Below are 19,848 nucleotides of genomic sequence, written 5' to 3' on the forward strand. Positions count from 1 at the left end.
GTCCTGTTTTCCGCGGTGTTCGGAAATGTCTGTGCCTTAGGAGCGGCGCGGCTCACCGCAGGGGCCGCAGCCCTTGCCGTAGCCCTTGCCGAAGGCGGGGCAGCCGTCAGGCCCGAAGCCCGGACCGAAACCACGGCCCTTGCGGCCAAAGGGCGCCTCGATGCCGGTCTCCTTGGTCAACTCGTCGTTCATGTCGGCGCGCAGCTCGCCCATCTTCTCGCGCAGGGAGCGCAGTTCGGCCACCAGGGCACCGAGCTTCTTCTCGTCGGCCTTGCCGCCGTTGATCATGGCCTGCATGGTGGCGTGCTTGGTCCACAGGGAGTCGCGGAGCTGCTCCATCTGCGGGCGGTACTTGTCAAAGATGGCCTCCACGGCCGCCTGCTTCTCCGGGGTGAGCTGGGCGTAGGGATTCTGACCGCTGAAGCCGGGGCCGCCGCAGCCGCCGCGACCATAGCCTGGACCGGCCACGGCCCAGGACGCCAGGGCCAGGACAAGGATCGCCGCCAGGGCGGTGGTGGTGATGTTTCTCTTGGTCATGATGATTCCTCCAAAGAGATGGGGTGTGTTTATCGGGGGAAGCCGGGGTCGGCCTGCCTGCCCCTCATGTAGCACACCGCATGCCAATGACGTTTGTTGTTGTATTTCAAACTGATAAAAACTGTCTCCCCAGGTCAACCACGCCAATAGTGCACCATACTGCACATTCGGCACACTAAAACTTGCACACATCGGCGCCGCCTTCAAGCCCTGGGCGGTCCGTCGGACACATGATCATTTCCTTTCCGCAGGAGACATGATAGGGGGAGCTTGCCTCGCCTGACCAAGCAGCGAGCCGTGGAGGAACCATGCCCGAGAGACTGCCCTGGCCCGAATATTTCATGCGCATCGCCCATCTGGTGGCCCAGCGGTCCACCTGCACCCGCCGCGCCGTGGGGGCCATCGCCGTGCGCGGCAAGCGCATCCTGGCCACCGGCTACAACGGCGTGCCCACCAACATCGCCCATTGCGAAGAGGTGGGCTGCCTGCGCGACAAGCTGAACATCCCCTCGGGCGAGCGCCATGAGCTGTGCCGGGGCCTGCACGCCGAGCAGAACGTCATCATCCAGGCCGCCACCCACCACCTGGACCTGACCGGCTGCGACATCTACTGCACCACCAAGCCCTGCATCCTGTGCACCAAGATGCTCATCAACTGCGAGGTGAAGACCATCTACTTCGCCCAGAGCTATCCCGACGAGCTTTCCGAGCAGATGCTCGACGAAGCCGGAGTCAAGCATGTGTTCATGGAAGGCGACTTCAGCTAACGCCGCCTTCATGGCCCGGGCCGCGGAACTGGCCCGGCTGGGGCGCGGGGCCGCGGCCCCCAACCCCTGCGTGGGCGCGGTGCTGGTGCGCGACGAGCGCATCGTGGCCGAGGGCTGGCACATGCGCTACGGCGGCCTGCACGCCGAGCGCGAATGCCTGGTGGACGCCCGCAGCAGGGGAATCGACCCGCGCGGGGCCGACATGTACGTCACCCTGGAGCCCTGCAACCACCACGGCAAGACCCCGCCCTGCACCCAGGCCCTCATCGACGCGGGCGTGGCCCGGGTCGTGGTCGGCACCCGCGACCCCAATCCTGTGGCCGCCGGGGGCGTCGAGCGCCTCGCGGCCGCAGGTATCGAGATCGAGGTGGGCGTGCTCGAAGAGTTGTGCCGCGACCTCATCGCCGATTTCCTGGTCTGGCAGACCACCCACTCCACCTTCAACATCATCAAGATGGCCGCCACCCTGGACGGCAAGATCGCCTCGCGCCAGCGCAGGCCCGAGCCCGTGTCCTGCCCGGAATCCTTTGCCCGGGTTCACGAACTGCGCGCCCGGGTGGACGCGGTCATCGTGGGCGGGACCACCTTCCGGGCCGACGACCCGAGCCTGACCTGCCGCGCCCCGGACCTGCCCGAGGATTTTGTTCAGCCATACGGCGTGGTCATCACCTCGCGCCTGCCAGTCCATCCGGACGACCATGTCCTGACCCGGACCCGGCCGGAACGGGCCATCTTCATGACCACCAGGGAGAGCGCCCATGGAGCCGAGGCGGACAGGCTGCGCGGCCGGGGCACCAGTGTCTGGCCCCTGCCCGGCCCGCCGGGCGGGTTCAACCTCGCGGTGGGATTCGAGCGGCTGCGCTTCGACCTGGGCTGCCACACCACCCTGTGCGAGGGCGGCGGGCGGCTGGCCCTGCAATGCATCGACCAGGGGCTGGCCGACGAGATCGTCCACTTCGTGGCCCCGCGCATCCTGGGCGACGACTGCGCGCCCTCGGCCTACGGCGGACGCGGCGAGGTCTCCATGCAAGAGGCCACCAACTTCCGCATCATCGACGCGCGCCCCTCGGGCGACGATGTCATGCTCACCCTGCGGCCCAGGTAGACAGGCGGGCCGACGATTTACACTGCCCCGCCCGCCTGTTATAATGGCAGACGACAACGCATCAAGCAGGAGACGCCATGTTTACGGGACTGATCATGGGCATGGGCCGCGTGGAGGCGGCAGACGCGCGCGGCGCTGAGACCCGGCTGCGCATCCGCGCCCTCTTTCCCCTCGCCGACATCGAGGCGGGCGAATCCATCGCGGTCAACGGCACCTGCCTGACCGTGGAGACCTTTGGCGACGGCTGGTTCACGGCCTACGCCAGCCGCGAAACCCTGTCCGTCACCAGCCTGGGCGGTCTCAAGGTGGGGTCAAAGGCCAACCTGGAGCGGGCCATGGCCATGGGCGACCGCTTCGGCGGGCACATCGTGTCCGGCCATGTGGACTGCCTGGCCGAGGTGGCAGGGGTGCGCCCGGCCGGGGAGTCGCGCATCTTCCGGCTGACCTTCCCTGCCGACCAGGGGCGCTATGTCATCCCCAAGGGATCGGTGGCCCTGGACGGCATCAGCCTGACGGTCAACGACTGCGGCCCAGACTGGCTTGAGGTCAACATCATCCCCGAAACCCAGAAGGCCACCACCATCGCCGAGTGGACCCCGGGCCGGCGCGTGAACATGGAAACCGACATCATCGGCAAGTATGTGGAGCGCATGGTCGCCCCCTGGACCCACTCGCGGACCGACAGCCCGACCGGTGCGTCGGACAGCGGAAAATCCGCCATCACCATGGAATACCTGCGCCAGCACGGCTTCTGAGCACCGCGCCGCCAACCCCCTGCCGCCTTTTCCCTTTTTTCTCCCCCTGACCCTAAAGCCCGTGGAGCCGCGAGCCGATACGGCTAGATGAAAGGCCGTATATCCGGCCATTCGACAATTCAGGGCCCCACGGCCCATCAGCCCCGCATGGACGCGGGAAGGGAGCGGGACATGGCCAGGGACGGCGACATCCTCTTTTCGATCATCACGCCCACAGCGGGCAACCGGCCCAGGGCGCTGCGCAAGGCCGTGGAATCAGTGGAACGGGCCGCCCGCTTCGCCGGACTGGAAACGGGACAGGTGGAAATGCTTATCGGCTTTGACGGAGTCCGGGGCGAATGCCCGGCCTCGGCCTATGCCGTGCACGGGTTCAACCTGCCCGCCGACCGCAACGGCGGCAACGGCATCCGCGCCCTGCTCACCAACCTGGCCCAGGGCGACAAGCTCATCTACCTCGACGACGACAACGTCCTCAAGCCCCTGGCCCTGCGCCTGTACATGAAACACTTCAACACCGAGCTGATCATCGGCCGCATCGACACCCAGCTGACCCTTGACGCGCCACAGCTGCCCCGGCCAGGAGGCGACGTGGTCCGTCCGGGCAACGTGGACCCCCTGTGCGTCTGCGTCTCGCGCAGGCTGGTCACGGCCCGCTGCGGCGGCTGGCGCTATCGCGACCGCCACGACGCGGACTTCATGAACATCCTGGACTGGCACGTCAACGCCCACAGCGAGACCGTGGTCGAGGATGTGGTGGGCATGTTCGACGCCGGGCGCAGCCTCGACGCCTCGGCCCTGTCGCCCCGACAGGCCGCCCTGCTCGACAGGCTGGCCGGGGCGCGGGATTGTCCGGCAAGCCTGCCCGACACCCTCTGCCGCCTGACCGGGAATCAGCCTCGCCCCGCCACCAGCGCCACCCGGGCCTGACGGCCCGGGGCGGCCCCCCGGCTCCCACCGCATCGGCAAACCGCCTCATAGCCCTGATTTTTCATTAGAAATTTTCCCCTTCCCCAGCGGTGTCATTTGCGGTAAGTAGTGTGGTTCCGCGAGGCCGGGCGCGCCGGAAAATGAACAACGAGGTACTGTGAACATGGCACTGTGCAAGCTTGAAGAAGCCATCGAGGATATCCGCCAGGGCAAGATGGTCATCATGGTGGACGACGAGGACCGCGAGAACGAGGGCGATCTCGTCTGCGCGGCCGAAGCGGTCACCCCTGAGATCATCAATTTCATGGCCACCCACGGCCGCGGGCTCATCTGCCTGCCCCTGAGCAACGAGATGGCCGACAATCTCGGCCTGGAGCTGATGGCCAAGAAGAACGAGTCCGGTTTCGGCACCAACTTCACGGTCTCCATCGAGGCCCGCGAGGGCGTGACCACCGGCATCTCGGCCAAGGACCGCGCCACCACCGTGCTGGCCGCCGTGGCCGACGGGGCCGACGAGCACTCCATCGTCACGCCGGGGCACATCTTCCCCCTGCGGGCCAAGGACGGCGGCGTGCTGGTGCGCGCCGGGCAGACCGAGGGCGGCACGGACATCGCCCGGCTGGCCGGGTTCAAACCCGCTGCGGTCATCTGCGAGATCATGAACGAGGACGGGTCCATGGCCCGCATGCCCGAGCTTGAGATCTACGCCAAGAAGCACGGGCTCAAGATCTGCTCGGTGGCCGACCTCATCGCCTACCGCATGAAGTTCGGCGGCTTCTCGGTGACCAAGGTGGCCGAGGCCAACCTGCCCACCCGCTGGGGCGACTTCAAGAGCGCGGCCTTCTACTCCGAGACCGATGGCAAGACGCACATCGCCATCTACAAGGGCGACATCACCCCGGACGACCCGACCCTGGTGCGCGTCCACTCCGAATGCCTGACCGGCGACGTGTTCGGCTCCATGCGCTGCGACTGCGGCCCCCAGCTCCAGGACGCCATGTGCATGATCAACAACGCGGGCAAGGGCGTACTCGTCTACATGCGCCAGGAAGGCCGCGGCATCGGCCTTGGCAACAAGATCAGGGCCTACCACCTCCAGGACCAGGGGTATGACACCGTGGAGGCCAACGTGAAGCTCGGCTTCCCGCCGGACCTGCGCGAATACGGCACCGGGGCGCAGATCCTGCGCGCGCTGGGCGTCTCCAACATGCGGCTGATGACCAACAATCCCAAGAAGATGGTCGGCCTGGAAGGCTACGGACTCAAGGTGGTCGAGCGCGTGCCCATCGAGGTGGGCGCCTGCGAGATGAACAGGAGCTACCTCAAGACCAAGCGCGACAAGCTGCACCACATGCTCCACGTTGACGAAGACGACAAAGCGTAACTATAGTAGGGCTGACCATATTTCATCTTAACTGACCGTTGAAATGAGTCATAATATGGAGGCTGTTCAAAAATGGTGAGATGCTAGGCGCGAAAAAAGTTCAAGGCCGAAGCGTACTCCATGTACGCGAGGGTTTGAACTTTTGAAGCAACGACGCAGATCGCCGTTTTTCAACAGTCTCACACGGGAGATTCCATCATGCCCCTGAAGACCATCGAAGGACAGCTCAACGCCCAGGGCCTCAAGGTGGCCATCGTGGCCGCGCGCTTCAACGACTTCATCGTGGACCGGCTCATCTCCGGCGCGGTCGATTATCTGGTGCGCCACGGCGGCAGCGAGGAAAACCTGACCCTGGTGCGGCTGCCCGGCGCCTTTGAGCTGCCCCTGGCCGCCCAGAAACTGGCCCGCTCCGGCAACTACCACGGCGTGGTGGTGCTCGGCGCGGTCATCCGCGGGGCCACCCCCCACTTCGACTACGTCTGCAACGAGTGCGCCAAGGGCGTGGCCCAGGCCAGCATGGAGACCGGCGTGCCCATGGGCTTTGGCCTGCTCACCTGCGATTCGCTGGATCAGGCCATCGAGCGGGCCGGGAGCAAGGCGGGCAACAAGGGTGTCGAGGCCGCCTCGGCCATGCTCGAGACCATCCGGGTCCTGGAACAGCTCTAGCCCATGCACGGCAAGAAAAAGGGCAACAGGCCCGGCGTGCGCAGGGTCGGACGGACCCTGGCCTTTCAGGTGCTTTACGGCGTCCACTTCGACGACCCAAAGAACCCGGTGGACATCACGACCGCCTTTGACCGCAACCCCATGGTCGAGGAGCAGGAGTCCGATACCGCGCGCGAGTTCGCGCGCAGCCTCGTCATGGGCGTGGAGGCCAACCGCGCCCGCATCGACGCGGTCATCGGCGAGCACTCCCAGCACTGGAAGTTCGACCGCATCGCGGTCATCGAGCTGTCCATCCTGCGCCTCTCCCTCTACGAGATGCTGTTCACCGACATCCCGGTCAAGGCCGCCATCAACGAGGCCATCGAACTCTCCAAGCTCTTCGGCGACGAGAAATCGCGCGGGTTCGTCAACGGCATCCTCGACGGCGCGGCCCGCAGCGAGATGAAGGGACCGGCCCAAGACACGGGCAAAGAATAATTCCACAAGGAAAGACGATCATGGCCTTAGGCAAATACGATCCCCAGGCGATCGAGCGCAAGTGGCAGCGCATCTGGCAGGAATCCGGCTGTTTCGAGGTGGAGGTCGATCCGGCCAGGCCCAAGTACTATGTGCTTGAGATGTTCCCCTACCCCTCGGGCAAGATCCACATGGGCCACGTGCGCAACTACTCCATCGGCGATGTGGTGGCCCGGTTCAAGTCCATGCAGGGCTTCAACGTGCTCCACCCCATGGGCTGGGACGCCTTCGGCCTGCCCGCCGAAAACGCGGCCATCAAGAACAACACCCACCCCGCCACATGGACCTATCGGAACATCGCCGAAATGCGCGAGCAGCTCCAGCGGCTCGGCTACTCCTACGACTGGCGGCGCGAGATCGCGTCCTGCCGCCCGGAATACTACAAGTGGGAGCAGAAATTCTTCCTGAAATTTCTCGAAAAGGGGCTGGCCTACCGCAGGCACTCGCCCCAGAACTGGTGCCCGGACTGCAACACCGTGCTCGCCAACGAGCAGGTGGAGGATGGACGCTGCTGGCGGTGCGACTCCGAGGTGGAGCAGAAGGACATGGAGCAGTGGTTCCTGCGCATTACCGACTACGCGGACGAACTGCTGGCCGACCTGGACAGCCTCGAAGGCGGCTGGCCCGAGCGCGTGCTGACCATGCAGCGCAACTGGATCGGCCGCAGCTACGGCGCGGAGCTGACCTTCCGGGTCAAGGACACGGACCAGACCATCCCGGTCTTCACCACCCGGCCCGACACCCTGTTCGGGGCCACCTTCATGTCCCTGGCCGCCGAGCATCCCCTGGTGGACGTCCTGACCGCCGACGCCCCAAACAAGGGCGAAATCGACGCCTTTGTGGCCAGCATCCGCAACATGGACCGCATCAAGCGCGGCGCGGACGACCTGGAGAAGGAAGGCATCTTCACCGGCAAATACTGCGTCAACCCGGTCACCGGCGCGCTCATGCCCATCTATGTGGCCAATTTCGTGCTCATGGGCTACGGCACGGGCGCGGTCATGGCTGTCCCGGCCCACGACCAGCGCGATTTCGAGTTCGCCCGCAAGTACGGCCTGCCCCTCAAGGCGGTCATCAACCCGGCCGGTCTGCACGCCCGTGGCGAGGTGCTGGCCGAGGCGGACCTGACCGAGGCCTACACCGACCCCGGCTTCCTGGTGAACTCCGGCGAGTTCGACGGCATGGACAACGAATCGGCCAAAAAGGCCATCGTCGAGCACCTGGACGCCTCCGGCCTGGGCAAGATGGCCGTCAACTACCGGCTGCGCGATTGGAATGTCTCGCGCCAGCGGTTCTGGGGCGCGCCCATCCCGGTCATCTACTGCGACGCCTGCGGCGTGGTGCCCGTGCCCGAGGACCAGCTGCCCATCCTCCTGCCCGAGGACGCCCAGGTCAGGAGCGACGGCAAGTCGCCCCTGCCGGACATGGAGTCATTCGTCAACTGCGACTGTCCGACATGTGGCAAGCCCGCCCGGCGCGAGACCGATACCTTTGACACCTTTTTCGAGTCCTCCTGGTACTACCTGCGGTACTGCGACCCGCGCAACGAGGACACCCCCTTCAGCCAGGAGGCCACCGGCTACTGGATGAACGTGGACCAGTACATCGGCGGCATCGAGCACGCCATCCTGCACCTGCTCTATTCCCGCTTCTTCACCAAGGCCCTGCGCGACTTCGGCTTCGTCCAGGCCAGCGAGCCCTTCGCCAACCTGCTCACCCAGGGCATGGTGCTCAAGGATGGCGGCAAGATGTCGAAATCCAAGGGCAATGTAGTGGACCCCAACTCCATGATCGAGCGCTACGGCGCTGACGCCACCCGGCTGTTCATCCTCTTTGCCTCGCCCCCGATCAAGGAACTGGAGTGGTCGGACCAGGGCATCGAGGGCGCGTTCCGCTTCCTGAGCCGTCTGTGGCGGCTGGTGGAGGAGCTTGAGGACCGGCTCGACGCCGCCACCCCCACCTCCCACGCTGCGCCGCAGTCCGACGCCGCCCGTCAGCTGCGCTTCAAGGAGCACGACACCGTGCGCCGCGTCACCCGCGACATCGAGAACGAGTTCCAGTTCAACACGGCCATCGCCGCAGTCATGGAGCTGGTCAACGAGATGTATGCCCTCAAGGACGAACTGGCCGACAGCGAACCGGCCGCGCTTTCCTCGGCCATTGCCACGGCCGTGACCCTGCTCTCGCCCGTGGCCCCGCACCTGTGCGAGGAGCTGTGGCGCATCATGGGCCACGCCGAGCCCCTGGCCACCCGCCCCTGGCCGACCTTTGACGAGGCCGCCCTGATCAAGGACCAGGTGACCATGGTGGTCCAGGTCAACGGCAAGGTACGCGGCAAGTTCGAGGCCCCGAGCGACGCCCCGGCCGCCGAGGTGGAAAAGATCGCCCTCGAACTCGAAAACGTGGCCAAATTCCTCGAAAGCGCCACGGTGCGCAAGGTCATCGTCATCCCCAACAAGCTCGTCAACATCGTGGCCAACTAGGCCGCGCCACTCCTATCAGGTAGCAAGGCCGGGCGGATCGTGAGATCCGCCCGGCTGTTTTTTGCCTTGTGGTGAAGAATGTCCCATAAATTGGCATAAGGAGTTGCAACCGATGACACTGTAGTATAACAGGTTTTCAATAACCAGCAAAGAGGTGACATATGGATTTCGCCGAACGCCTCCACTCCTTGGCCGCCCGCATCCAAGAGCATTCGCATATGCTTTCCAATGAAGAGATGACCAAAAATGCCTTGGTGCTCCCCTTTCTACAGACCTTGGGTTACGACCCTTTCAATCCTCAAGAGGTTTTCCCCGAATACACTGCGGACATTGGCGTGAAGAAGGGGGAAAAGGTGGATTTCGCCGTCATGAAAAATGGCGACCCCATCATGCTGATTGAGTGCAAGTCGTGCAAATCGGATTTAAAAAAGGTCAACCCAACGCAATTATTGCGTTATTATCAAGTCACCCCCACTGCCAGAATCGGCATTCTCACCAACGGAGTCCAATACCAGTTTTTCACGGACCTCGACCGTGCCAACATTATGGACGACAAGCCCTACATGGTTTTTGACTTCAGTTCCCCCGAAGAGAGCTTGGTTACTGAACTTAAAAAACTGACAAAGTCCCAGTTTGACGTAGAAAAAACTCTCTCGGCCGCGAGCGAGCTCAAGTACACACGGGCCATAAAGCGTCTTTTCGCCGAGGAAATGCAGTCACCTTCTGATGAATTTGTTCGCATTTTCGCGTGCAAGGTTTACTCTGGGAAACTTATGCCCGCTGTGCGTCAAAAGTTTGCAGAACTGGTCAAGAAAGCCATTGGCATATACATCAACGATGTAATCAATGATCGTTTGAAGCATGCCATGATCACACAACCCGACGAGGACATCGAAGAAGTCGCTAACGTCGATGCACCAGATGAAAAATCGGAAATCATCACCACCGAGGATGAACTTGAGGCCTTTTACATCGTGAAGTCAATCTTGCGCGAAGTTGTTTCGCCTGACCGCGTGGTAATGCGGGACACAAAAAGCTATTGTGGAGTGCTACTGGATGACAACAACAGAAAACCCCTCTGCCGATTTCATTTCAACACATCGCAGTACTACCTTGGCCTGGTTGCCAATTCCGATAAAGATATGGAAAAATTTCCCATTAATGACCTCAACGATATATACACCTATGCGGATCGTCTGAAATCAACCCCTTCCTTCTACGAATAGGCGACGAACGAACCCGGAAGCCTTATCCGATGATGGTCAAAGATTCGAGCCTCCTCCTGCCCCGCAAGTGGACTCTTGCGCCGTTTCCCAGTAGTATCCGTCGTCATGACATCGAACCGCCGGGAGACTGCCATGCCCTTTGTCCGTACCTTGGCCCCGCTGCTGCTCGCGGCCGCCCTGCTCATGCTCGCCGCCTGCGGCTATTCCGTGGGCGGGGCCGGGGATCGCTCCGTGCTCGGGCCGGAGTTCCGCACCCTGGCCATCTCCGGGGTGGACAACCCCACCACCCTGCCCTGGCTTGAGCCGCGCATCCGCTCGCTGCTGCGCGACGAGCTGACCCGACGCGGGGCCATCACCTGGACCGACTCGCGAAACCGGGCCGACGCCCTCATCCACGTCACCATCCACAAATACTTCCGGCCCACGGCCGTTGAGGGAGCCAGGGACCAGACCCTGCGCTCCAGCGCCATCTTCCAGTTCTCGGTCGATATCACCTCGGCCACGGACAGCAGCGTGGTCTGGCGTTCCGGGCAGATATCCCAGGCGTGGCCTTTCTTCTCGGGCCAGGAGGACGAGGCCGACGCCGAAGTCACCAGCCTGGGCATCCGCAGGCTGGCCGATCTCATGGAACAGAACTACTAGCCCGGCCGCTGCGTGGCCGACACGCGCCAAAAACACACCATGAACCGCACCAGATACCTCATCCTCGTCTGCCCTGACCCGCAGCTGATCAAGACCCATATCGATCAGCGGCTGGCCGCGTCCGGCCGGGAGGGATGGGAGATCAAGCCGTTCTGGGGCGATGACGACGATCCGCTGCCCGCCGCCTTCTGGACCGACCTGACCATCAAGAGCCTTTTTCCCCAGCCCAAGGCGCTGGTGATCCGCCGCGCCCACGCCCTCAGGGCCGAGCATTGGGACAAGCTCGACGCCGGGGTCAGGGGGGTGTCGGGCGACATCCTTCCCATCTTCTGCCTGGAGGGCGAGTGGAAGGGCAAGAAGCCGTCGATTCCGGCCACCCTGTCGCGCCGGGCCATCTACAAGAAGGCCAGGGACGAGGGGTGGGTGTGGGAATCGGCCGGGCTGGACGCTTCGTCCCTTGGCGCGTTCGTCAAGGCATGGGCCAAGGAGCGCGGCATCACCTTCGAGCCCGGCGCGGACCGCGCCCTGATCGCGGCCCTGCCCCCGGACGCCGTGGCCGCGCGCCTGGAGCTGGACAAGCTCGACCTGGCCGCTGGCGATACGCGCACCGTGCGCCGCGAGCATGTGGAGCTGGTGGCCCCGGCGGGCGAGATGGAATTCTTCGAGCTGATGGACGCCCTGGGCAGGCCCGGCGCCGAGGTCGCTGTCTGGCGGCGGGTGCTGGGCGACCACCTCAAGAAATCCCAGGACCGGATGCTTTTCAACCTCATCGGCTATCTGGCCGGGCAGGCGCGCATGTACTGGATGCTCCAGGCAGGCGAGGAGGACAAGGTCAAGGCCCACCCCTACGTCAAGAAGCTCAAGACCCAGGTGGCCCGACGCCTCGGCCCCCGGGGCGTGGCCCGGATGATCGACCTGGCCCTGGAATCGGAGATGAGCGTCAAGACCGGCGCGCGCCATCACGAAGAGGTTCTCGACGTGCTGGTGGCCGGGCTCATCGACCTGTTCCAGCCGGGCCGGGCGACCCGATAAATCCCGCCGCGTTATAATCCGATTGAAATAATACCCCGACGCTTGACACGGAAGCTATGAAAGAGAAGGACAAACCGCACTATCTCGGCCACCGCCAGCGGCTCAGGGAAAAACTCCTGCGCGACGGGCGCTCCCTGGCCGACTACGAACTGCTGGAGCTGGCCCTGGCCGGAGTCCTTCCGCGCCGGGACACCAAGCCCCTGGCAAAGCTGATGATCGAGCGGTTCGGCTCCCTCAAGGACGCACTCATGGCCCGTCCCGACCAGCTGAAAGCGGTCAGCGGCATCGGCCCGGCGGCCGTGGCCCACTGGGGGCTGCTCCAGGAGCTGTTCGCCCGCATGGGCGAGGCCCGGGCGCGCAGCGGTGCGCCCCTGTCCGATGCGGCGGACGTGGCCCGCGCGGCCATGGCCCGCATCGGCTCCAAGGGGGTGGAGGAATTCTGGGTGGCGTTTCTTGACACCAAGAACCGGGTCATCGCCTGGGAGCAGGTGAGCAAGGGCACAGTGGACGCCACCCCGGTTTTTCCCCGAGAGATCATGGCCACGGCCCTGCGGCTGGAAGCGGCGGCGCTGATCCTGGCCCACAACCATCCCGGCGGCGACCCCGCCCCGTCCATGGAGGACCTGGCCCTGACCCAGCGCATCCGCGAGACGGCCCGGGGGCTGGATATCCGGGTGCTGGACCATGTCATCGTCACGGACCACGACTACTACAGCTTCAACGAGCACGGAAGATTGTAGATGAAAGAGGCGCGCTGCATCATACACGGCAAGGTCCAGGGGGTCTGGTTCCGGGCCTGGACGGCAGACATGGCCCGGGAGCTGGGCATCACCGGCTGGGTGCGCAACCTGCCCGACGGCGGGGTGGAGGCCCTGGCCCAGGGCGAAAAGGCCATCCTTGAACGGTTCATCGAGCGGCTGCACGACGGCCCGCCCCTGGCCCGGGTGACGCAGGTGGATATTGACTGGCGCGAGCCGGGCGATAGCTGGGACCGTTTTTCGGTCACGGGCTGAAGCCGATTTTTGCACGAAAAACATCCTTGCCAAGCCGTTTTGACGACTTATCTGGGGTAACACACGCACATTTCATCAGCCGAAAGGATACCGTCTTGAGCAGGAAAAAAAACAAATCGCCGGTCAAGCCCACGCGCATCCGGCGCATCACCCCCGATACGGATAGAAAATCCCCGGAACCCGGCAGGCCAGGAAAGAACTCCGAGGAGCTGCCGGACATCATCGAGGCGCTGACCGCCTCGGCCTCTGGCGGCAGCCCCCTGGCCGAAGGGGACGGCATGCCCGGCCCCGGTCCCGGCGACCTCCCCAAGTTGCTGCCAGTCCTCGCCGTGCGCGACATCGTGGTCTTCAACTACATGATCCTGCCCCTCTTCGTGGGCCGCGACAAATCCGTCAAAGCCGTGGACGCGGCCCTGTCCGGCGACCGCTACATCCTCATCCTGACCCAGAAGGACGAGACCGTGGACGACCCGGGCCCGGACGAGTTATACGCCACCGGCACCGTGGGCATGATCATGCGCATGCTCAAGATGCCGGACGGCCGCCTCAAGGTGCTGGTGCAGGGGCTGGCCCGGGCCAAGGTCAAGCGGTTCACGACCAACGATACCTACCTCGAGGCCGAGCTTGAGCCGCTCATGGAACCCGAGGTGGGCACCCTGACCAGCGAGCAGGAGGCGCTGATCCGCTCCTCGCGCGAACAGAGCGAGCGCATCCTCTCCCTGCGCGGCATCTCGTCCCAGGACATCATGAGCGTGCTCAACAACGTCAACGAGCCGGGCAGGCTGGCCGACCTCATCGCCAGCAATCTGCGCATGAAGGTCGAGGCCGCCCAGCGCATCCTCGAATGCCACGATCCCATCATCCGCCTTGAGCTGGTCAACAGCCAGCTGCTCAAAGAGGTGGAAGTGGCCAGCATGCAGAACAAGATTCAGACCATGGCCAAGGAAGGCATGGACAAGGCCCAGCGCGACTTCTACCTGCGCGAACAGCTCAAGGCCATCAAGCGCGAGCTTGGCGACGACGGCGACGAGAGCGAGGAGATGGAGGAGCTCAAGCAGGGGCTGACCAAGTCCGGCATGCCCAAGGAGGTCATGAAGGAGTGCTTCAAGCAGTTGCGGCGGCTTGAATCCATGCACTCCGAATCGAGCGAGGCCACGGTCATCCGCACCTACCTCGACTGGATGATCGAACTGCCCTGGAAGAAGCTCTCCCGCGACCGGCTGGACATCAAGCTGGCCGAACGGATTCTCAACGAGGACCACTACGACCTCGAGAAGGTCAAGGAGCGCATCCTCGAATACCTGAGCGTGCGCAAGCTCAACTCGAAGATGAAGGGGCCGATCCTCTGCTTTTCCGGCCCTCCTGGCGTGGGCAAGACCTCGCTGGGGCGCTCCATCGCCCGCAGCCTGGGCCGCAAGTTCCACCGCATGTCCCTTGGCGGCATGCGCGACGAGGCCGAGATACGCGGCCACCGGCGCACCTATATCGGGGCCATGCCCGGCCGCATCATCCAGGCCATCAAGCAGTGCGGCACCCGCAACCCGGTGATCATGCTCGACGAGATCGACAAGCTCGGCTCGGACTTCCGGGGCGACCCCTCGTCCGCCCTGCTTGAGGTGCTCGACCCGGAGCAGAACTTCTCCTTCACCGATCACTACCTCAACGTGCCCTTTGACCTGTCCAAGGTCATGTTCATCTGCACGGCCAACATGCTCGACTCCATCCCCGGCCCCCTGCGCGACCGCATGGAGGTCATCCGCATCCCCGGCTACACCGAGCAGGAAAAGACCGCCATCACCCGGCGCTACATCATCCCCCGGCAGATCAGCGAAAACGGCCTCAAAAAGAGCGAGCTGACCATCAGCGACAAGCTGGTGACCAAGGTGGTGCGCGAGTACACCCGCGAGGCGGGCCTGCGCAACGTGGAGCGCGAGATAGGCACCCTGTGCCGCAAGATGGCGCGCAAGAAGGCCGAGGGCGAGAAGGGACCCTTCAAGATCACTACCCAGAACCTCTACACCCTGCTCGGCCCGCCCCACTTCCTGGAAGACGAGAAGGAGACCACCCTGCCTCCGGGCGTGGCCGTGGGCCTGGCCTGGACCCCGGTGGGCGGCGAGATTCTGCACATCGAGGTGACCACCATGCCCGGCAAGGGCCAGCTCATCCTCACCGGCAAGCTGGGCGACGTGATGAAGGAATCGGCCCAGGCCGCCCTGTCCATCGCCCGGGCCCGGGCCGACGAATACGGCATCGACCCCAAGTTCAACGAGAAGCTGGACATCCACGTCCATGTCCCGGCCGGAGCCACGCCCAAGGATGGCCCGTCGGCAGGCGTCACCCTGGTCACGGCCCTTATCTCGGCCCTGACCAACACCCCGGTCAGCCCGGATATCGCCATGACCGGCGAGATCAGCCTGCGCGGCCGCGTTTTGCCCGTGGGCGGCATCAAGGAGAAGATCCTGGCCGCAGTCTCGCGCGGCATGAAGAAGGTCCTCATCCCGGCCCAGAACAAAAAGGATCTGGCAGACATACCCGACGAGCTGCGGCGGCGCATCACCATCAAGACCATCGAAAAGGTCGAGGATATCTGGCCCCTGGTCAGGGCCAGGTAGCGGGAACCGAGCCGCCGAATCGACACGCCAGGGGGCGCGCCGGATGTCCGGCGCGCCCCTTTGTTTCGTGAACACGGGCGGCCCGGCCCGGGCCATGGCCGGTTCAGATGTCGAACTTCAGGTCGTCCCGGGGTGCGCCGCTGCCGGTCCTTACCCGCCCTGTCTCCGGGGAATCGGTCTGGTCGGGACGGGTATCGGCAAGGGGCTGGTCGGCCGGGGCGGGCAGCGCCTCGCGGGTCTGGCCGGGCGGGATGGCCTGCTGCCCCCGGGCGGGCGCGCGGTCGCGCATGAAGGCCACCAGCCGGGCCGCCACGTCGTCGGGCACGGGCGGCTTGTTGTGCTGCTCGCGCAGGGTGTCGTTGTTGGCCAGCTCCACCAGCAGCTCGCCGAGCTGCCGGGCGGCCGTCAGCCGGGGATTGAGCGAGCAGCTTTTTCCCAGCGCCTCCACGCACTCGGCCCAGCGGCCGCGCTCGTAGTTGACCCGGGCCAGGTTGTAGAAAAGGTGCTCGTCGTCCTCCACGAACTCCAGCGCCTTGGCGTAGTAGTCGGCGGCCTCGTCATGAAGCCCGGCCTTGCGCAGGGCGATGCCGAATTCGTTGAACAGGTGCTGGTCCTTTCCTGAAAAGGCGGACCTGATCTTGAGCAGTTCGCGCATCATGTCGCGCGCCTTGTCCAGCTCGTGCAGGGAGAGGGCGATGAGCCCGAGGTTGAACAGGGCGCGCACATTGCCCTCGTCTATGCCCAGGGCACGGCAGAAGCTGTCCTGCGCGCTGTAGAGCTTGCCCTGCTCCCGCTGCTCGGTGCCCTGCTCCAGGTATTCCTGCAACAGCTCCATGGCCGGAACCGTGTTGCCCTCGAAGAACTCCACCTCGGGAATGTACCCCTCGATCAGCTCGCGAAGCGGGATGACCCGCTCCTCGCCCGTGGGCACATGGTGGGAGTTGATCCGGCGCAGGGAAAAGCGATCCTCGGCCAGTTGTTCAACATACCAGAAGATTCGGCTCAAGTGCTTGCGCGTGGTCGTTCCCGTGCCCACGCGAATCTCATCGCCCGAGGAAAAAACGCATCGGACGCTGCCGCCGTTTCCAGCCAGGGCCAGATGGACGGAGGTGCCGGATTCATCCAAAGAGTTCATCGTGCTCCGTTTCCATGCCGCTGTGGCGCCATGGGGTTTCGTGGTCACTTCCGCTTGCCGTTTCTGCCCCTGGCCGAGGGTGGAACAAGGCCGGTGCGCGCGCGGCCACGCTCGATCTTCTGCTCCATTTCCTGTTCCGCCACCTCTCCCGCATCCAGATCCGGTCCACGCCCCCAGTCGCGCTCCAACTCGCGCTCCAGATCAAGGACCAGGACCTCTTCGTCCAGGGGCAGGACACCGGCCTCTGCGGCCAGCACGTTCCTGGCCCGGCTGGCCACCTCGGGCGGCACCGGGGGCTTGCCGTAGCGCGCCAGCAGCCGCTCGTCCTCGGCCAACCCCACAATGACCCGGAACAGCTCGCGGGCCACCCGCAGCCCGGGGTTGAGCCGGTTGGACATGATCAGCGCCTCAAGGCATCCGTTCCAGTCCCCCCGCTCATAGCGGGTGCGCGCCAGATTATAGAACAGATTTTCGTCATTCTTGACGAAATCAAGGGCGCGCCGGTAATAGGCCGTGGCCTCGTCATACAACCCGGACTTGCGCAGTCCGATGCCGAATTCGTTGAACAGGTGCTGGTTCTTGCCGTCAAAGGCCGCCTTGACATCCACCAGCTCGAAGAGGACCGCCCTGGCGCGCGTGTGTTCGCGACGGTTCAGAAAGATGAGGCCAAGGCCGAACAGGGCGCGCACGTTGCGCTCCTCGATGCCCCTGGCCCGGCTGTAGCCCAGCTCCGCGCTGTAGAGGCGTCCGTGGGCGCGGTCCCGGTCGGCCCTGTCCAGGGTCTCTTCAAGGGCCTCCATGGCCGGGAGCACCACGTCCTCGTAGTAGGCGAGCCGGGGGGTGAACTCGTTGAGCAGCCGCCGCAGCGAAATGGTCTCCGGATTGCCAGCCGGGACATGCTTGGAATTGATCCGGCGTGCCTCGAACTCGTCGTCCTCAACCTGCTCCACGTACCAGTAGATAGTGCTCTCGTGGCGCTGCGAGGTGGAACCCTGGCCGAGCATGACAATGGCCGTGGAGGAAAAAACGCACCGGATGGCCCCGTCTCCGGGCAGGAAATCCCAGCCGGAGACAGTCTTCTTCCTTACGACGCCAGCCGTATCAGCCAGGCCGAATCCCTGTGGTGCGTCGGTCATGATTTTCCACTGTGCGCCTTGTCATCCGGCAATGTGAAAAACGTGCTCAAGGGGGGTGAACTCCTGGCCACCACCCAGGAGTCTGCGTTTGCCTCGGGAGCCCCGCCAAAGCACGTCGAGGACCAGATCGAAGGCGTGTCGCCTCGCCAGCAGCGGAGCCAGATTGTCATAGACCAGAGCCACCTCGGCCTGGTCCTGGAATTCCGCGTCATCCCAGCGGAAATTCATTGCTCCCTCGCGTCTGGCCCAGAAAACGGCGAGCATGTCTTTGAGCTTGTAGTCTTCCATCAGTTCCTGCGGGTGTAAAGTCCTATTTTTTGCCGCCACCATGGAAAGCGGCATATGCTCCCCGCCGTGGAACACCTCAAGGCCGAAGCGGTTGTCGTGCATGGCCAGCCCCTGGGCGCGGTAGACCTCGCGGACGGGATGCCCCAGGGTGTGGGCCACCTCGGCCATCTTGCTCCGGGCGTCCCGGCCCAGGGCCATGTCTCGGACAATGGCGTTCCATTTGGCCGGGCCATAGGCCTTGACCGCGGCCTTGACCGCCTCGCGGCTCAGATGCAGGGCGCTCACGCTGTAAAACGTGCCGAACAGGACCACCTCAAGCCGCTTGCCCGAGCCGAGCCCGCCGGTCACGAATCCTGCTCCAGGTCACGCATGAGGGCCGTGGCGGCCAGCCGCGAATCCGTCCCGTCGGGAGCCAGGTCCATGGTCATTGCCGGGTCGGCCGCCGTGGCACCCACCAGCCCGGCCGCACGGCGGGCCACACTCCCGGGCACCGGGGGCTTGCCGTAGCGGTCGCGCAGGGTGTCGCTGCCCGCCAGGGCCACGGCCACCCGGCACAGGTTCAGGGCGTGGCCGTGATCAGGCTTGAGGGAAAGGGCCCGGGCCGAGAACTCGATGCTGTGCTCCCAGTCGTTCTTCTCGTAGAAGGCGCGGGCCAGATTGTAGTGCAGGTTCTCGTCCGCCTCGGTCAGCTCCACGGCCCGCGAGTAATACTGCACGGCCTCGTCGAAGAGCCCGGCCTTGCGCAGCAGGATGCCGAACTCGTTGAAAAGGTGCTTGTGTTCTTCGGAAAAGGCCGCCTGCATTTCCAGCAATTGCTCGAACACGGCGCGCGAGTTGCGTCTGTCGCTGCGGCCCAGGTAGACAAGGCCCAGGCCGAAGATGGCGCGCACGTTGGTTTCATCCACATCCAGCGCCTTGGCGTACTCCATCTCGGCCGAGAGGGGCTCGCCGTTTTCGCGATGCCTGTCCGCCTTGGCGATGGTCCGGATCAGGGCGCGCATGGCCGGTTCCACATGGGCGTTGTGGATCTCGACCTCTGGGGTGTAGTCAGCCAGCAGTTCCTCCTGCCCGATGATCTTTTCCTCGCCCACGGGCACGAACTGGGGATTGATCTTGCGCACCCCGAACTCGTCCGCCCCGTGCTGGTTGACGTACCACAAAAGTTTGCTGCGCTGTTTTTTGGCCGTGGTGCCGGTGCCCACCTTGATCTCGGTCACGGTGGAGAAGACGCAGCGCAGCGGCTCGTCCGGGTTGTCGAGCCCGGAGCAGCCCCGCCCGGCTCGCGCGCCGCGGGTGTCCGCGCCGGTATGTATTCGCGCATCCGCCATGATCGTCCCGTCGCACTCTGTGGCTGAAAGGGTGTATTCGTTGGAACAATTGAACGCCCCCCCAAGGAAAGGCTTTCTGTCTCCGCCAAGTGGAGCCTAGCGCAAAGGGTCGTTGCAGGCAATGCGAACCCGGCGACAAAACTGTTGCGTTTGTTTCCGGCAGAATGCTGGACATGGGCGGCGCAGGCATTATCTGGTATGCACGGCCGAGGCGGCCCGGCGTTGCCAGCCGGGCCCTTTTCAGCTATGCAAACCTTCCCTTGGGACGATCCCTCCGGGCCCACCGGACAGGAAAA

19 protein-coding genes are annotated in these 19,848 nt (G+C 64.4%); 14 read left to right on the top strand and 5 right to left on the bottom strand.

Annotation, left to right across the window (positions count from 1 at the left end; all coding sequences use genetic code 11):
• Nucleotides 1-36 precede the first annotated feature (36 nt).
• Entirely contained in the window at nt 37-537 is a 501-nt protein-coding gene (locus QQS14_RS02560) for a Spy/CpxP family protein refolding chaperone (protein ID WP_285905330.1), read from the bottom strand.
• Nucleotides 538-845: 308 nt separating this feature from the next.
• Here QQS14_RS02560 and QQS14_RS02565 point away from each other — a divergent pair, with 308 nt between their 5' ends.
• The 14 genes from QQS14_RS02565 (at nt 846) to lon (ending at nt 15,665) form a co-directional block, all read left to right on the top strand.
• Nucleotides 846-1,304, top strand: a complete 459-nt coding sequence (locus QQS14_RS02565) for a deoxycytidylate deaminase (RefSeq protein WP_285905331.1) — start codon at nt 846-848, stop codon at nt 1,302-1,304.
• Nucleotides 1,276-2,409, top strand: coding sequence for a bifunctional diaminohydroxyphosphoribosylaminopyrimidine deaminase/5-amino-6-(5-phosphoribosylamino)uracil reductase RibD (ribD, locus tag QQS14_RS02570; RefSeq protein WP_285905332.1), 1,134 nt, complete (start codon nt 1,276-1,278; stop codon nt 2,407-2,409). The genes QQS14_RS02565 and ribD overlap by 29 nt, the downstream gene beginning before the upstream one ends.
• Nucleotides 2,410-2,486: 77 nt before the next feature.
• Nucleotides 2,487-3,164: a riboflavin synthase gene (locus tag QQS14_RS02575; RefSeq protein ID WP_285905333.1), complete on the top strand. Its 678-nt coding sequence runs from the start codon at nt 2,487-2,489 to the stop codon at nt 3,162-3,164.
• A 171-nt stretch (nt 3,165-3,335) separates the two neighbouring features.
• A complete protein-coding gene (locus QQS14_RS02580; protein ID WP_285905335.1) occupies nt 3,336-4,091 on the top strand; it encodes a glycosyltransferase family protein in 756 nt (251 codons plus the stop codon).
• Between the two features lie 163 nt (nt 4,092-4,254).
• The gene (locus QQS14_RS02585; RefSeq protein WP_285905336.1) at nt 4,255-5,475 is read left to right on the top strand and encodes a bifunctional 3,4-dihydroxy-2-butanone-4-phosphate synthase/GTP cyclohydrolase II; all 1,221 of its coding nucleotides are present in this window, start codon (nt 4,255-4,257) and stop codon (nt 5,473-5,475) included.
• A 195-nt stretch (nt 5,476-5,670) separates the two neighbouring features.
• Nucleotides 5,671-6,141, top strand: coding sequence for a 6,7-dimethyl-8-ribityllumazine synthase (gene ribH / locus QQS14_RS02590; protein ID WP_285905392.1), 471 nt, complete (start codon nt 5,671-5,673; stop codon nt 6,139-6,141).
• Between the two features lie 3 nt (nt 6,142-6,144).
• Nucleotides 6,145-6,618: a transcription antitermination factor NusB gene (gene nusB, locus QQS14_RS02595; RefSeq protein ID WP_285905337.1), complete on the top strand. Its 474-nt coding sequence runs from the start codon at nt 6,145-6,147 to the stop codon at nt 6,616-6,618.
• Nucleotides 6,619-6,638: 20 nt separating this feature from the next.
• Nucleotides 6,639-9,140 carry a leucine--tRNA ligase gene (gene leuS, locus QQS14_RS02600; RefSeq protein ID WP_285905338.1) on the top strand — a complete coding sequence of 834 codons (2,502 nt, stop codon included), beginning with the start codon at nt 6,639-6,641 and terminating at the stop codon, nt 9,138-9,140.
• Nucleotides 9,141-9,301: 161 nt separating this feature from the next.
• Nucleotides 9,302-10,366 (top strand): type I restriction endonuclease, encoded by a 1,065-nt coding sequence (locus QQS14_RS02605; protein ID WP_285905339.1) that lies wholly within the window; start codon nt 9,302-9,304, stop codon nt 10,364-10,366.
• A 132-nt stretch (nt 10,367-10,498) separates the two neighbouring features.
• Complete coding sequence (gene lptE / locus QQS14_RS02610; protein WP_285905340.1) at nt 10,499-11,008, top strand: LPS assembly lipoprotein LptE; 510 nt, start codon at nt 10,499-10,501, stop codon at nt 11,006-11,008.
• A 39-nt stretch (nt 11,009-11,047) separates the two neighbouring features.
• Nucleotides 11,048-12,040, top strand: coding sequence for a DNA polymerase III subunit delta (locus tag QQS14_RS02615; protein ID WP_285905341.1), 993 nt, complete (start codon nt 11,048-11,050; stop codon nt 12,038-12,040).
• 56 nt (nt 12,041-12,096) lie between these two features.
• Nucleotides 12,097-12,780: a RadC family protein gene (gene radC / locus QQS14_RS02620; protein WP_285905342.1), complete on the top strand. Its 684-nt coding sequence runs from the start codon at nt 12,097-12,099 to the stop codon at nt 12,778-12,780.
• Nucleotides 12,781-13,053: an acylphosphatase gene (locus QQS14_RS02625; protein WP_285905343.1), complete on the top strand. Its 273-nt coding sequence runs from the start codon at nt 12,781-12,783 to the stop codon at nt 13,051-13,053.
• 95 nt (nt 13,054-13,148) lie between these two features.
• On the top strand, nt 13,149-15,665 hold the full coding sequence (gene lon / locus QQS14_RS02630; protein ID WP_285905344.1) for an endopeptidase La: 2,517 nt from the start codon (nt 13,149-13,151) through the stop codon (nt 15,663-15,665).
• A gap of 103 nt (nt 15,666-15,768) precedes the next feature.
• Here lon and QQS14_RS02635 read toward each other — a convergent pair whose 3' ends face one another.
• Genes QQS14_RS02635 through QQS14_RS02650 form a run of 4 tightly spaced genes read right to left on the bottom strand, consistent with a single transcriptional unit; the run spans nt 15,769 to nt 19,552 of the window.
• The gene (locus QQS14_RS02635; RefSeq protein ID WP_285905345.1) at nt 15,769-16,800 is read right to left on the bottom strand and encodes a tetratricopeptide repeat protein; all 1,032 of its coding nucleotides are present in this window, start codon (nt 16,798-16,800) and stop codon (nt 15,769-15,771) included.
• A gap of 44 nt (nt 16,801-16,844) precedes the next feature.
• Nucleotides 16,845-17,936 carry a tetratricopeptide repeat protein gene (locus QQS14_RS02640; RefSeq protein WP_285905346.1) on the bottom strand — a complete coding sequence of 364 codons (1,092 nt, stop codon included), beginning with the start codon at nt 17,934-17,936 and terminating at the stop codon, nt 16,845-16,847.
• A 21-nt stretch (nt 17,937-17,957) separates the two neighbouring features.
• Nucleotides 17,958-18,572: a hypothetical protein gene (locus QQS14_RS02645; protein ID WP_285905347.1), complete on the bottom strand. Its 615-nt coding sequence runs from the start codon at nt 18,570-18,572 to the stop codon at nt 17,958-17,960.
• Nucleotides 18,569-19,552, bottom strand: coding sequence for a tetratricopeptide repeat protein (locus tag QQS14_RS02650; RefSeq protein ID WP_285905348.1), 984 nt, complete (start codon nt 19,550-19,552; stop codon nt 18,569-18,571). The genes QQS14_RS02645 and QQS14_RS02650 overlap by 4 nt, the downstream gene beginning before the upstream one ends.
• Between the last annotated feature and the right edge of the window lie 296 nt (nt 19,553-19,848).

Source organism: Pseudodesulfovibrio pelocollis (genome assembly GCF_030282845.1).
In the GTDB taxonomy this organism is placed as follows: Bacteria; Desulfobacterota; Desulfovibrionia; order Desulfovibrionales; family Desulfovibrionaceae; genus Pseudodesulfovibrio; species Pseudodesulfovibrio pelocollis.